This window comes from Chitinophaga varians (assembly GCF_014529945.1).
In the GTDB taxonomy this organism is placed as follows: Bacteria; Bacteroidota; Bacteroidia; order Chitinophagales; family Chitinophagaceae; genus Chitinophaga; species Chitinophaga varians.
On record NZ_JACVFB010000003.1, the window covers coordinates 460,468 to 475,271 of the forward strand.

The 14,804-nt window shown below is 50.7% G+C and carries 11 protein-coding genes; 2 read left to right on the plus strand and 9 right to left on the minus strand.

Annotated elements, in window-relative coordinates; all coding sequences use genetic code 11:
* Positions 1–5: 5 nt before the first annotated feature.
* The 4 genes from ICL55_RS16235 to ICL55_RS16250 all read right to left on the minus strand — a co-directional run bounded on the left by ICL55_RS16235 (position 6) and on the right by ICL55_RS16250 (position 2,985).
* Positions 6–938 carry a ring-cleaving dioxygenase gene (locus ICL55_RS16235; protein ID WP_188099101.1) on the minus strand — a complete coding sequence of 311 codons (933 nt, stop codon included), beginning with the start codon at positions 936–938 and terminating at the stop codon, positions 6–8.
* Positions 939–948: 10 nt separating this feature from the next.
* Positions 949–1,266 carry a response regulator gene (locus tag ICL55_RS16240; protein ID WP_188099103.1) on the minus strand — a complete coding sequence of 106 codons (318 nt, stop codon included), beginning with the start codon at positions 1,264–1,266 and terminating at the stop codon, positions 949–951.
* An 11-nt stretch (positions 1,267–1,277) separates the two neighbouring features.
* Complete coding sequence (locus ICL55_RS16245) at positions 1,278–2,000, minus strand: pirin family protein (protein ID WP_188099105.1); 723 nt, start codon at positions 1,998–2,000, stop codon at positions 1,278–1,280.
* A gap of 163 nt (positions 2,001–2,163) precedes the next feature.
* Entirely contained in the window at positions 2,164–2,985 is an 822-nt protein-coding gene (locus ICL55_RS16250) for an alpha/beta fold hydrolase (RefSeq protein ID WP_188099108.1), read from the minus strand.
* Positions 2,986–3,199: 214 nt separating this feature from the next.
* Between ICL55_RS16250 and ICL55_RS16255 the strand changes: the two genes are divergently transcribed.
* Both ICL55_RS16255 and ICL55_RS16260 read left to right on the plus strand, forming a co-directional pair.
* On the plus strand, positions 3,200–4,057 hold the full coding sequence (locus ICL55_RS16255) for a helix-turn-helix domain-containing protein (protein WP_188099110.1): 858 nt from the start codon (positions 3,200–3,202) through the stop codon (positions 4,055–4,057).
* A 94-nt stretch (positions 4,058–4,151) separates the two neighbouring features.
* Positions 4,152–4,931 (plus strand): alpha/beta hydrolase, encoded by a 780-nt coding sequence (locus tag ICL55_RS16260; RefSeq protein ID WP_188099112.1) that lies wholly within the window; start codon positions 4,152–4,154, stop codon positions 4,929–4,931.
* An 82-nt stretch (positions 4,932–5,013) separates the two neighbouring features.
* Here ICL55_RS16260 and ICL55_RS16265 read toward each other — a convergent pair whose 3' ends face one another.
* From ICL55_RS16265 to ICL55_RS16285, 5 genes are all read right to left on the minus strand, one after another.
* On the minus strand, positions 5,014–5,703 hold the full coding sequence (locus ICL55_RS16265) for a DUF3823 domain-containing protein (protein ID WP_188099114.1): 690 nt from the start codon (positions 5,701–5,703) through the stop codon (positions 5,014–5,016).
* A gap of 12 nt (positions 5,704–5,715) precedes the next feature.
* Positions 5,716–7,587 (minus strand): RagB/SusD family nutrient uptake outer membrane protein, encoded by a 1,872-nt coding sequence (locus tag ICL55_RS16270; protein WP_188099116.1) that lies wholly within the window; start codon positions 7,585–7,587, stop codon positions 5,716–5,718.
* Between the two features lie 10 nt (positions 7,588–7,597).
* Positions 7,598–10,738: a SusC/RagA family TonB-linked outer membrane protein gene (locus tag ICL55_RS16275; RefSeq protein ID WP_188099118.1), complete on the minus strand. Its 3,141-nt coding sequence runs from the start codon at positions 10,736–10,738 to the stop codon at positions 7,598–7,600.
* A gap of 112 nt (positions 10,739–10,850) precedes the next feature.
* Complete coding sequence (locus ICL55_RS16280) at positions 10,851–12,887, minus strand: beta-L-arabinofuranosidase domain-containing protein (RefSeq protein WP_188099120.1); 2,037 nt, start codon at positions 12,885–12,887, stop codon at positions 10,851–10,853.
* Between the two features lie 3 nt (positions 12,888–12,890).
* Positions 12,891–14,738, minus strand: coding sequence for a glycoside hydrolase family 2 protein (locus tag ICL55_RS16285; RefSeq protein WP_188099122.1), 1,848 nt, complete (start codon positions 14,736–14,738; stop codon positions 12,891–12,893).
* Positions 14,739–14,804: the final 66 nt, after the last annotated feature.

The window sequence follows — 14,804 nt, forward strand, 5'->3', positions numbered from 1 at the left end:
GACGTTTATTTTAATACCGGCAATACTTTTTCTATCTCTCCTCTGGCTGGCTCGTACTGTTTCGGCAGTTTAAGGCTGCTGCCCAGTTTTTCCAGTGGTTCATCTACTGTAAAACCAGGGTTGTCCGTCGCTATTTCAAACAGTACGCCACCCGGTTCCCGGAAATAAAGGGAGAAGAAATAATCCCGGTCTATTTTAGGCGTGATCTCTAATCCGCTGCTCAATATCTTTTCCCGGAATTCCATCTGGATAGCATCATTAGCCACCCTGAAGGCCACATGGTGATTGGTACCGGCGCCGGTATGGCCGCGCTGTCCGTCGGGCAATGCCAGCAGATCGATGATGCCTGCATTGGCTACCGCGTCGGTGATAAAACGATAACGGTTCCCTTCCTGTGCCAACAGCCGATAACCAAAAATGTCTGTGAGTACGCCGGCAGTGGCATCTATCTCTTTCAGCGATAAAGTGGTACTGTGAAAACCTCTGGTGGCGATGTCCGCTTTCACCTCATCGGTTTGCCATGGTGCCCGTGTATCAGGTGTTTTAGGCACGATCAGGTTGAGCTGAAGGCCATCAGGATCTGTGAAAGAAAGATAAGGTTCACCGAAGTGTTCTTTTATTTCGGAGGAAACATTAAACCGTGCTAACCGTTCTCTCCACGCTTCCAGGCTACCTTCGGGCACCGCATAGGTGATTTCCGTTGCCATACCGGTACCGGCGCGACCGGGCATAATATGTTCCCAGGGGAAGAAGGTCAGGATAGTACCGGGCGTACCGTGTTCGTCGCCATAATAAAAGTGGTACGTTCCCGGATCGTCAAAGTTGACGGTCTTTTTAACCATTCTCAATCCGAGTACTTTCGTATAAAAATCGTAGTTGCGTTGGGCGTCAGCCGCGATAGCGGTGATATGGTGAAGGCCCAGTATTTTATTTTCCATAGTGTTTGGTTTATTGATGATGATCGAGTGCAGCGCGCAGTTCATTTTCGAGCAGACCGCTGCCGCCTCCGTAATGTCTGATAACGATGGTGGATGGATGATGCGTGGCCACTGCCTGGCGGAAGATACCTTCATCGGCCGTACTTACGCCTACGCAGAGCAATACAGCATCGTATTTTCCGCTGCTTATTTTCTCCAGTCCCTCTTCGCTGGTAAGAGCGGTAACGCCTTCCCATCCGGCATGACTGTTCAGCAGCCGCGCTACCACCTGCATGATAGCCGGATCGTAGCCAATAGCGAGCAGTTTTAATGATATGTTATGGTCCATGATGTGCATGATTAAGGATGAATATTCATGGGTACTTCCATGATCAACAAGCGGGCGTCGTCGCTCAGCGTCTTCACTTCAATACCGGAAGTGGCTGATATGCCCAGTCCATCTCTGGCCGACAGCTCTTTCCCATCCACCGCGAAACGGCCTTCTATCACAAACGCATATACGCCGTTGCCGGGCTGATGAACCGGGTAGGTAAACGCTGTACCATGATCAAAATACCCGGTGCTGAACCATACATCTTTGCGGATATAGATTCCATCCTCCTTGTCCGGCGCGATGAATGTATGCAGGCGGTTCCTGTCGGCATCCTGTTGCAGCGCGCCCAGCGTATATCGTGGTGGTGTGTTCAGCTCTTCCGGATAAACCCATATTTGCAGGAACTCAGCCACTTCCGTCTCGCTGTTATTGTATTCGCTGTGAAACAGGCCGCTGCCGGCATGCATCACCTGGATAGTGCCTGCCGCGGCGACGGCTTTGTTACCGGCCGAATCTTCATGCCGGAGGCTTCCTTTCAGCGGAATACTGATAATCTCCATATTATCATGCGGATGGAGACCGAATCCCTTACCCGCCGGCAGGGTATCGTCATTCAATACCCGCAGAGCGCCAAAGCCCATCCTCCGGGGATTGTAATAGTCGCCGAAACTGAATGTTTTCCGGCTGTCCAGCCAATCGTGGTGGTCATGCCCCCGGCTGTCTGCTTTATGAAAAATGTACTGTACCATTGCCTTTATATTTACACTACAAAGTTCCATCATCCCCACTGGCTGGCCTATGAACCAGATTAAGAAAACGACTTAATCTAGATTAAGAATTTCGCGGGTCAGGGCAATAGAAAAGCAGTCCGGGGCACTCCCGGACTGCGCTCATAAGCAACTTCCCTATAATTTATGCTTTGATAAAGGCCAGCAGGTCCGCATTGATAGTAGCAGCCTCAGTGGTAGGCATGCCGTGCGGGAAACCAGGATAGGAAATCAGCTTGCCATTCTTCAGGAGTTCAGCGGCTTTCACACCAGTGGTCGCAATCGGAACGATCTGATCGTCTTCACCATGCATCACCAATACCGGCACATCCACGCTTTTCAGGTCTTCAGTAAAATCAGTTTCTGAAAATGCCTTGATACAATCATAATGAGCCTTGATAGCGCCCATCATGCCCTGACGCCACCAGTTGTCCATAATGCCCTGGGACTTTTTAGCGCCTTCTCTGTTGTAACCATAGAAAGGAATGGTGAAATCCTGAAAGAACTGTTGCCTGTTAGTGGCTGTGTTAACACGTATTTCATCGAACACAGACATCGGCACACCGTCAGGGTTGTTTTCGTTCTTTACCATGATGGGTGTAACCGCGCTTACCAGTACGGCTTTCGCTACGCGGCCCTGTCCATATTTAGCTACATAACGGATCACTTCTCCACCACCTGTGGAGTGGCCGATATGCACCGCATTCTTCAAATCCAGGGCTTTAACCAGCTCTGCTACGTCAGATGCATAGGTATCCATATCATGTCCGATAGCTGTCTGACTAGACCTGCCGTGACCTCTGCGATCAAAAGCGATCACCCGGAATCCCTGATTCAGGAAAAAAATCATCTGGGCATCCCAGTCATCACTTGACAGTGGCCAGCCATGGTGGAACACCAGCGGTTGACCAGTTCCCCAATCTTTGTAATAAATCTCAGTGCCGTCTTTTACTGTAATCTTGTTCATGTCTTTAGGTTTTGATGTTTAATGAATAGGAGCGTTTTTTAAAGCAGGAAAACATTTATAATTGCACCACAAAAATCGTTCACCTAATACCCTACCCCCAATAACCTAGCTTAAGAATCCATCTTAATCTAGTTTAATATTCAGCAGATAATAGAAATTATACGTATATTATTGATACAGCTGATATGTGTAATTTTATCGCTAAATATCCCAGATGAAGCTCAAACTAAAAGAAGACAATACCGGCGGGGAACTGCTCCTTTTTAAAAATGAAGCCGGTTTCGACAGACAGGTATTTACCAAAGACCGGTTCAATAAATATTTCACCATCGCCTGGAACCCGGGGCAAAGCCAGACTGTCACCATCGACGGCACGGAATATGAATTTCCTTCCAATACTTTATTGACACTGCTGTTCAATCAGTCCTTCAGTTTTGAACATGCCGAAAGCATTGTGGCGTGGCAATTCAACCGGGAATTCTATTGTATCATCGACCACGATAGCGAGGTAAGCTGCGTGGGGTTTCTCTTCAGCAGCACCGACCATCTCATTGTAAAGCTGACCGATCATGCACAGCAAAAGCTGCAATTGCTCTCTGATGTATTTATAGAAGAGTTCAACACTTCAGACCATATCCAGAATGAAATGTTGCTGGTATTATTAAAGCGCCTCATCATTTATGTGACCAGCCTCGCTAAATCCGGATATGTACCTTCCAAAAAGCTGCCAGACGAGCGGTTCCATATTATACGGAAATTCAATCTGCTGGTAGAAGCCAACTTCAAAACAGAACACTCCGTTAGCTTTTACGCAGGGCTATTGTGCAAGTCACCCAAAACACTATCGAACCTCTTTGCGTTATATAACCAGAAAACCCCATCACAGATCATTCAGGACAGAATTGTGGTAGAAGCCAGGAGATTACTGGCCTACACAGACAAGTCGGTTAAACACATCACTTTTGAGCTGGGATTTGAAGACGTAGCGTATTTCTCCAATTTCTTCAAAAAGAACACCGGCACGTCACCTTCTGACTTCAGAAGCAAGGGGATTTCCGAAAAAGGGAAATAATTACAACAGACCGGGTAATGTGCTCATCAGGCAGGCCTGCTTTTCGTCGCATCTTTGTATCGTTGATTCAAACAAACACTTCAACACTATAAATATGAAAAAGCAAACACTCCTCCACACCCTGAAAGGTACTATCCTGGCCCTCACCCTCGCCCTTTTCACTTTCACTGCCGCCAGTGCGCAGGTCATAAAGAATGTTGTGCTGGTACACGGCGCATTCGCTGACGGCTCCGGCTACAAAGGCGTGTACGAAGCGCTGACCAAACAGGGGTACCATGTCACCGTGGTGCAAAACCCGCTGACCTCCCTCGAAGATGATGTAACCGCTACCAAACTGGCGCTGGACGCACAGGACGGGCCAGCCATTCTCGCCGGCCACTCATGGGGCGGCGTCGTTATCACAGAAGCGGGCAATCACCCCAAAGTAGCCGGACTGGTATACATTGCGGCCTTCCAGCCCGACAACAATGAAACAGCCCTTAAATGGTTCCAGACTGCTCCTCCTGCTCCCGAAAACGGCGTGTTGCCTGCAGATGACAAAGGCATCGTTTACTATGACAAAGCAAAATTCCACGCGGGTTTCTGCGGCGATGTAAGCAAGGAAGAAGCTGCATTCATGTATGCATCACAGGGCGCGTTTTATGGTAAATGTTTCGTGTCCCCTGTTACCGATGCCGCCTGGAGACACAAACCGGCCTTCGGTATCATAGCCACCGAAGACAAAAGCATCAACCCCGACATTCAACGGAATATGTACAAGCGCTCCAACACGAAAGTCACTGAGATAAAAGGCAGCCATGCTGTATATATTTCACAGCCACAAAAAGTAGCCAACGTCATTATCGAAGCTGCGAAAGCAGTATCGGGCAAATAACCCCTGACAACATTTTCCATAAAAAGAAAACCGGGAAAAATTTTCCCGGTTTTTCTTTTTGTTGATCGTCGTTCCCTGTCTATTATAATTTTTGTTCGATAACCGGCGAGAAAATCATATCCTCCACCCCTTCTATTTTCACCCCTACCCGAACAAACACCGATGCCTGCACCGGATTGACGGCCGGCACATTTACCTGCAACGCAATATTGCCCGGGTCCTGAATATCGCCACCATTCATGCTCTGCGTGGCGATGTTATTGATACCGTCTACAAACTGCGTTCTGTTGACGTATAACATGATCCGCTCTACGTTTTTGGCGCGGGCGTCGGTGATGATCTTCTCCAGTTTACAGGTAACCGCTACCTGGCGGCCATTAGCACTCACCTTCGCATTCCTGATCATATAATAAGGTAACACTTCTATATCCATGTTACGGTCGCCTTTCAGTTGTAGCAGGGTAGTATCGGTGTGGCTGGCAGCATCCGGCAGCGTAAGGTAAGGCCCCTGCCCTTTGGGCAGTACCAACTGATAGGTACCGTCAAACAGCAACGAAGAAAAAGAGCCGTCCTGCGCCACAGCAACGTTGATGGGGGTACGTTTTCCCCATCCGGATTCCCACAGTTCAAAAAATACTTCCCCGTGGCTTACATTCACAGCTTCTCCCTGATAGGTAATGCGGCCTTTGAAGCTGGTACCAGGTGCCGCATAGTTATCCTTTTTGCAGGAAGCGGCCAGTAATATAATGATGATAAATAAGCTGTTTCTCATGTGAATGGATTTTTACTGGTTAGGATTTTTGATCACCAACGGATTGTTGTTCCGGATATCATCCCCGATAAACGAATAATAATTGCCCAGCCTGAACTGATGCGCACTGGTAACATTACTGGGAATTACTTTTTTGAACACCCATTTACCGTCCTGTGGGGTGCCGGGGCTGTAGATGCGGTAAGGCAACAGCCCAAAGACGCGGGTGCTGGCAGACCGGGCGCTTTCCGGGTGGGTCGTTAAGTCGGCAGCCAGGCCGTCCCATACCACATGCGCGAGGCGCCAGCGTTTCATGTCCCATAGCTGATGACCTTCAAATGCCAGTTCCACTTTCCTCTCATGAACGATGCGATCAAAAGTAACCTCACCGGCCGCAAGTGGAGTGGTAAGGCCCGCACGGGCGCGTACCTGGTTCAGATAACCGGCCGCAGTGTTTTTATCGCCCAGCTCAAAAGCCGCTTCTGCCGCGTTGAGCAGCACTTCTGCATAACGGTAACGTACCCACCATACTTCGCTCTTGGTACCAATGCGGCCGGAGCCCACAGCAGGGTCCTGGTATTTACGCACATAGAAACCTGTCTGCGCGCTAAACTCCAGGTTATCGATCGGCCCGTCGAAACCCACTACCTGTATACGATTGCCACCCACCACGGCTTGTCCGCCGAAGTTATTGGCTGTAACAATACTGCCATCTTTGAGGATATACCCGGCCCAGATATCGACTTTCCTGCTTTTGAATTCCGTACCGGGAAGGATAACGGTGCCGGCCAAACGAGCATCGCGACCCGCGAACATATCTTCCGGTTTATCGTAGTAGATGTAATCACCGCCAGCGGCATTGGTGGCATACGGCGCAAAAGTGTTGTCCAGCTTTTCAAAAGACTGTACCAGGTTCAGCGAGGGATTTAACCGGCCGCCCTGCTGCTCCTCTGCGAGGGAGCGCGGCTGATTGACCAGCGTCCATTCCTCTACTTTGCCACTCTGCAACTTAAAATCCTTGACGAAAATGACTTCGGAGTTGCCGCCTTTGTCATAAAACAACGCTGCGAAGTTCTCTGAAAGATTATCCGGCTTTTTATTGTACAACGCGTACCTGCCGCTGTTGATCAGTTGTTGGGCTGCCGCCAGCGCGGCTTTGTAATATCCGTCTGCCATAGATGCAGGAATACCTACCTCGCCACCAGGCAATGACACCTGCGGAGTAGTGGCGCCATATTTGGCTATAGACGCGGCATAGAGCGCAGCACGTGCTTTGGTGGCGAGCACCAGTCCTTTAGTAGCCCTGCTTTTAATATTAGCGTCATCGGGCAGGGCCGGCATAACAGCATCCATCTCCTTTATCACAAAATCATAGATCTCTGATTCTTTCTGACGGGGGCGTTGCAACGCACCCGGGTCTCCTTTGTAATCATATGTCAGCGGCTCCAGCACCAGCGGCACACCGCCCATACGTTTCACCAGTTCGAAATATACATTCGCACGCAGATAACGGGCTTCTGCCAGGAAACGCTCCCTGGTCTCCGGCTTCAGCTGATTGGCTTTACCACATTTTTCGATGAACAGGTTCAGCTCCCGGATATAACCGTAGTCCCAGAAGCCCCAGGCGCCATAGCTGTATTGCTGGTTCTTATGCCGGCCGTATTGTCCGGACTCAGAAGCAAACGCTTCATCAAAAGCGGCAAACTCTGACCAGTTCTCGATAGTCTGATAATCCGGATACCGGTCGTACAAATTCGCGATCACGGACAATACCAGCACCTCGTCCTTCCACACCTGCTCGTCCAGCAGGATATTGCTGGGCGCGCGGTTCAGGAAATCGTCATTACTTTTCACACACCCGAATAAGGTCAACATCAACAGTATATAAAAACCATATGTTCTCATAAAATAGCTTTTAGAAAGTGAGATTGAAACCAACGTTGATAAATTTGTTCTGTGGATACTGTAGTCCGTTCTCATCGGCGATTTCCGGTTCAATGCCCAGCTGGCTCACATTGTCAATGGAGAACAGGTTGTAGGTATTGACATACAACCGGACTTTCTTCAGCTTTACTCTGTCCAGCCACGGCTGTGGCAGCGTGTATCCCAGTTCCATGGTCCGCAGACGGATATAATGTACATTGGTCAGCCAAAAGGTAGACGGTTTGTTGTAGTTACTGTGACCGCCATCGTTAAAACGTAATGCCGGGTACTTGCCGGGAATCCATTGGCTGTTCACATCAAACGGATCTTGCCGGTGCCAGCGGTCTTCATAGAATTGTTTCAGCAGGTTGCCGTTGTTCTGATAAGGCCAGCGCATTTCCCAGTTTTGCGAGAAAGAATACAAAGAGCCTCCGGAGAAGTCAGCCGAGAAATCGATCCCTTTCCAGCGCACGCCGAGATTAAAGCCGATGCCGATGGTGGGATTACCGGTAGTCTGATAACCGATCGGACGCATGTCGGCACCATTGATCATACCATCACCATTGGTATCTTTATAAATCAGATCACCGGGTAATAAGGTCTTATTCCCTTTTCCGTCGATGTTTACCGGATAGTGGTTGATTTCCTCCTGTGATTTAAACTGGCCTATTGCCTCAAATCCCCAGTAAATATTGCTCCAGCGGTTCTCCTGTGAATTCATATAATGGTCTAGCGAGTTTCCCCACAGTGGCTTATAAGATTGCAGGAAACGGCCACGGGAATACGAAAAATTACCGCCTACTATCAATTGCACCTGCCCTACTTTTCCGTTATAAGCCGCAGATATCTCTCCACCAACCTGTGCATCGCTGTTCACATTTTCTTCCGGCAGCGCATAGCCTATTTCGCTGGGCACAAGGATATCATACTTAGGGCCGCGTAAGCCGGTACGCTTGCGGTAGAAGTAATCCACCGCACCGGTCACTTTACCATTCCACAGGGAGTAGTCAATACCAATGTCTGTGATGCGGGACACAAACCATGACAGGCGGTTGTTCGGCACGCCCTTGTCAGCGGAACCCACCACCACCTGGCCATCGAGGATTACTTTGGAGACGTTGTACTTGTAGCCCGACATATAATCATAAGCGCCGATGCCGATATCATCATCACCCAGCTCACCGTAAGAAGCGCGTATTTTCAGGTCTGTGAGGATGCTGTTGCGCCCGAGGAGGTTGCGGAAAAAATTTTCCTCTGTGATACGCCAGCCGGCGGATACAGAAGGGAAGAAGCCCCAGCGCCGGTCTGGCGCGAACTTCCAGGAAGCATCGCTTCTGCCGGCCACTTCCAGAAAGTATTTATCTGCAAAACTATAGTTAAGGCGACCGATATAACCGATCCTTGCCTGCGTATCATCGTTATCGTTATAAGTGTCCATATCGGCAAACTGTATCAGGGGCAGCACATTATTTTTGGGAACGGCGTGCAGCCATACATCTATCTCCCGGCGAACAATACGTTCTGCCACGAATGTGGCGCCAATGCTATGTCTGCCGAAAGTGTTGGCGTAGTTCGCCTGTCCCTGTGTTACCTGTTCCAGTATCTTACGGGTACCTCTTTCCCGCCATGGATTGGAGCTACCGCCTGTGCGACGGTAGGTACTGTCTTGCGGATAAAAGGTGTAAGTGTCATAGGTGTACTCATGACCATCCATCTGCCGGTCAGCGAAGTAGTAGGAGTACATGCCTTTGAGTGTAAGTCCCTTGAGGGGCGTATTGTATTCTGCGTTCAGGTTGGTCTGCAATACGCGCCAGGTCTCCGTCCAATAGCCGGAAATGGCTTTGGACTGCACGGCCCAGTTTTCGGTATTATGGCCGATGTCATTGGGATAGGCCGGGTTGTCGTTGGCGTAGGGCCGCTCTGTGGGGCGGTTGCGGAACAGCGCAAACCGCGGCGCCCAGTAGTCGTCGCCACCCGGCACACCGGGGTTGTCCCGTTCTTCTATACGGCCATTGATCTGCACGCCTACTTTGAGGCGTTTGGCGATACGGGCATCCACATTGCTCTGGATGTTAGTACGGTTAAAATCAAACTCACGGCCCAGTACAGATTTCTGATCGAGCCGGGTAACGGATAGATAGTAGTTGATGTTTTCAGAACCACCGGTGGCGTTCACGTTGATAGACTGCTGCGGTGCGTTCTTTTTGATAATGAAGTCGTACCAGTCGAAGCTCTGATACCCTTTCTCCGTACCGGCTTTCCATTTCTCCAGCTCTGCCGGGGTAATTTGTGTGCCGGGGTTTTCACGGTTCATTTCTGCATCGGCCTTACCCAGCATCCATTCATAAGCACCTACTGTTTTGGGGAAGCGTGACCAACTTTGCCATCCCGTGTATCCGTCTACGTTAATCAGGTTGCCGCTGCCCATGCGACCACGCTTGGTCGTCACCACCACTACGCCATTGGCTGCACGTACGCCGTAAATGGCTGCGGAAGCGTCTTTGAGCACAGTGATGCTTTCAATGTCGTTAGGGGAAATATTATTAAACTGACCGGCATCTTTTTGAATTCCGTCGATCACATACAGCGGGTTGCCCATGTTGCGGATTTGGATATTGGCAGAAGCGCCGGGCCTGCCGTCGGGCATACGGAAGCTCACGCCGGGGATTTTGCCTGCCAGTGTAGCGCTGACAGTAGAGCCGTGTACCCGCTCAATGTCTTTGGCCGTAATGGCGGACACCGCGCCGGTCACCGACTCTTTACGTTGGGTGCCGTAGCCCACCACGATCACTTCTCCGAGACCTTTATTATCCGGTTCCAGCTGCACGATCATGGGTTTGCCGGGCGTAACGGGTAATTCTTTTCGCTGATAGCCTACATAGCTAAAAACGAGTATGGCATGTTCATCGGGCACATTGAGGGAAAAGGCGCCGAGGTCGTTGGTGGAGGCGCCTTTGGCGGTGCCTTTCACACTCACGCTGACACCGGGCAACGGACTGCCTTTTTCGTCCGTGACTTTACCGGTGACGGGGATATCCGCCGCGAGTACCGGAATGCCTGTCAACAGTAATAACCAAAAGGCAATAAGGGGTAGGTTCCGGGCAAAGCCCGGAAATGGTAATGGTGTTTTCATAACGAGTGTTGTTTGGGTGATTTTGGTTTCCCACCCCGGGCCTTCCCGACGGGTGGCTGTTAGTTAAGTTTTGGTTTTGTCATCACATGTAAAAAATACTGGTGTCTATATCCTATCTGACTACGGGAAATGCTACGACTCTTACTTTGGTACATCCGTAAGGCACAAGGGTGATGGTTTCTTCTTCGACGGCGGTCTGACCTTTGTAAGTGCCCTCTCGGGTGGTGACAGGCTGCGGCGCCACATCATCCACCAGCTGCCAGGCTGGTATTCTTTTAGCGGAAGTGGTAATGCTCACCGGCGCATACGCCAGGTTCCAGACGAAATCATTGGAGACAGGCTTGTCGCGGTGAACGGTAAAGTGCTGGGCAGGTGCTTTCACCGCTTTCTCCAAGAGCCCAAAGTTCCACGGACCTTCCGGGAATATGCTGAAATATTCTCCCTCCTGCTCATCCACCCCTTTCTCCCAACGCTCTTTTAACTTCAACGCATATACGAGCGGGCCTCTTTCCACCGCGCGGGAGTTACGCCCCCAGGCGGATACGGTTACCTCCATGGGTAATTGCAGTACCAGCTGGTCGCTGTTTTTCCACGGCCGTTGCAGCGTGATGATCTGTCCGCCTTTCTCGCGGCGCAGCGGCTGGCCGTTGAGCGTGATCACCGCTTCGCGGCACCATGAAGGGATACGCAGCTGTAGCGGAAATTCCACCGTACCGGAAGTCTGGAAGGTAAAGCTGACCTGGTCATCGAATGGGTAGGCGGTTTCTTCTCTGATAGTAACCGTCTGTTGTTGTTTGCCTACTTTGGCGGTGACTTCATTGGGGCTGTAGCTTAATGCTGCCAAACCATGGTCCGGCGCGCCATACCACAGGTGTGAGGCGAATTTGGTCCATCCCTGATGCATATTGGAGGTGCAACAGGTGTAACCACTGCGCAGACCGTACACGTTATTCATTCCTCTTTCAAAAGGCAGGGAGAAGTTAAACACTCCTTTTTTTACCTGCACCTGATTGGCGATCTGGAAGTATTGCTTATTGTTATAGTCGTCTGTTGTTTGTGCGGGGAGTGCGTTAAAGGTCATGCGTTCCAGGGCGTCCATGTAGCGGACGTCTCCGGTGATACCGATGATTTCTTCCAGGGAGAACATGGATTCTACGATGGCGCACAACTCAGTGCCCTGCGTAGGGGCGTTGCCGTGAAGATCTTCATCAGCCGAGAAAATGCCCATGGGCAGGCCATGCAGGGTCATCAGGTCGTGGAAGCCGGTGTGCAGGGAATCGAGGTATTGCCGGTCGCCGGTACGCTGATAATTGACGGCCGGGTCTTTCAGCCCCATGCCCACGTTGACGCCGTGGCGGTGCATCCACTGGTGGTCGTCCTGCTGTGTAGCAGCGTCTATCACCCAGTTGCGGTTACCAAGCCAGGTGGTCCACGGATAACTCTGCCGCTGTATCAGCGCCGCCAGTTCCAACAGGGACGGGTCTTTCGTTTGCTGATACAGCCATTGTACCACCAGCGCATTGTCTGCGCCGCGGGAAGTGGCCCATTCGGTCCATTGCCCGAGGGGGCATTTCTTCAGCACCTGCAACTGGTATTGAAAATATTTTTTCAGGAAAGGGACCACGCGACGGTCGCCAGTGGCGGTATAGTATTGTTGCAGTACTTTCAGCATCACCATTTTGGGCCACCAGTCTTCCCCTGCTTCGGGGTTATTCACGGTGATGGCTATATTTTTTTCGCGTTCCGCTTTGGTGAGGGGGCCAAAATAACCAGATGGACGCTGGTGATCCAGCGTCCAGTTAATATATCGTAGCACTTTTTGTTTCAACGCGGCATCATCCAGCAGATAAGCCAACGGTACCGCGCCATCCAGCCAGTAGGGCGTCTCTTCCCAACCATCACCTTTCCCGCCCAGCCAGCCGTTATCGTTTTTTATTTTGTTGTGGACTTCATCAAGATGGCCGCTGCTGCCATCACGCATGATCTGCAACTGATGCAGCAGCCAGCCGCGGGGTTTCACAGCACCTAACGGTAATTCCTGATATGCCGGTGTTTTAAAAGCAGGAGGAACCGGCGAATGATGAGCATTCGCCGGTGTAAAGCCAACTATAATGGATGTGAGTGCGAACAACGTGGAATAGAAGCGCATATATCAGGGTTTGAGCGTTACCAACGCAGGGTTATAAAGTTTCTGGCTAACAGCTTTTAGTTTCTCCGCCGGTACTTTCTGTACCTTGCGATCGTAGGTCATCAGACCGTTGATCTCCACTTCCACGTCGGTGGTCTGGGTGTATACCGCTGCCGACAGTCCCAGTCTGATCAACTCCTCCAGCCTGTCAGTGAAGGTGGAATAACGTTTAAACATGTCGTCGGCATTTTTGAAAGTCTGGTATCCCCAGTTATCTTTCTGTTGCCATACATGCCCTTCCACGGGCAGTCCCAGGCCGCCATATTCTCCCAGCACGATCGCGCGCTTGTCGCCATAAACCGCAGGATCCGGCATGGCCGGTTCCGGATAATTGTGCAGGTCGATGATGGGCCCTATCGGGTAGAAGTTACCACCACTGGCGGTATTCACGAGGCGTGACGGGTCTTTCTGTATAGTCCATCCGGCGATGTCCATGGTCTTAAACTGTCCCCATGCTTCGTTGAACGGGGTCCATACGATGATGGAGGGGAAATTATACAGGGTATTGATGATCGCATTCCATTCTTTGCGGTAGTAGGCTTCAGATTCAGCCGAGCGTTTTTTATCGGTAGCCCTGTCAATGATGCCGGGGCGCATTTCCCAGCCGTTGCCGAGGTCACCGCTGGGCATATCCTGCCATACCAGCATGCCCAGTTTATCACAGTAGTAGTACCATCTGGCCGGTTCTACCTTGATGTGTTTGCGGATCATATTAAAGCCCATGGCTTTGGTTTGTGCGATGTCATACAACAGCGCTTCATCCGTAGGCGCGGTATACAATCCGTCAGGCCACCAGCCCTGGTCCAGCGGACCAAACTGAAACACGAAGCGGTTGTTGAGCAACATACGTTGCACACCATTGTTATCTTTTCCGATAGAAGACTTACGCATGGCGAAGTAACTCTTTACTTCGTCGATCACCTTTCCTTTGCGGGTAATGGTAAAACGGAGATCGTACAGAAAAGGAGATTCGGGAGACCATAACTTAGGAGAGGGGATCTTCAGTTGTACGGGTTGTGCTTCCAGATCACCGGCGGCCACCTGTGTATTACCGTCCCACGCGGTTACTTTCACCACATCGCCGGGTTGACGGCCGGGGATATCTGCGTTCACGGTCAGTTCCGCGCGATCGATATCCGGCGTCTGTGTAGTACCGGCGATATACGCATCGGACACGCCTTCCACCCATACGGTTTGCCAGATACCGGTAACCGGCGTATACCAGATACCGTTAGGTTGCCTCACCTGTTTACCTCTGGGCTGCGGGCCTTCGTCGGTAGGGTCCCACACGCTGATGGTGATTTCCTGTGCTCCTTTTTTCAGGAGGGAAGTGATATCGAAGGAGAACGGATCGAAGCCGCCTTCATGGCTACCCGCTTCTTTACCGTTAACGTATACGGTCGTACGCCAATCTACCGCACCGAAATGCAGCAGTACTTTTTTGCCTTTCATAGTAGCTGGCAGCGTAATGCTGGTATGATACCACAGCAGACTGTCTTTGCCCACTGTACGACCAACACCGGACAAGCCGGACTCGATGGCAAATGGCACGAGAATTTTTCCGTCCCAGGAAGTGGGCGTGGCAGCATTTTTTTCACGTACCGCATATTGCCATAACCCGTTGAGATTTTTCCAGTTGCCACGCACCAGCTGCGGACGCGGGTATTCCGGCAATACCTCCGCAGGGTTCACTTTTTCACTCCAGGGAGAGGTGATTTTTTCTCCTGCAATTTTCCACTGTGGTTGTTGCGCATAGGCCGTGGACATTAATCCGAGGGATAAAGCCAGTACTAAAAAGCTGTTTCTAATCATGATTTACTTTTAAAAAATTACAGATGACAGAATACGAATTACGATGTCAATGATGAATTACCGATG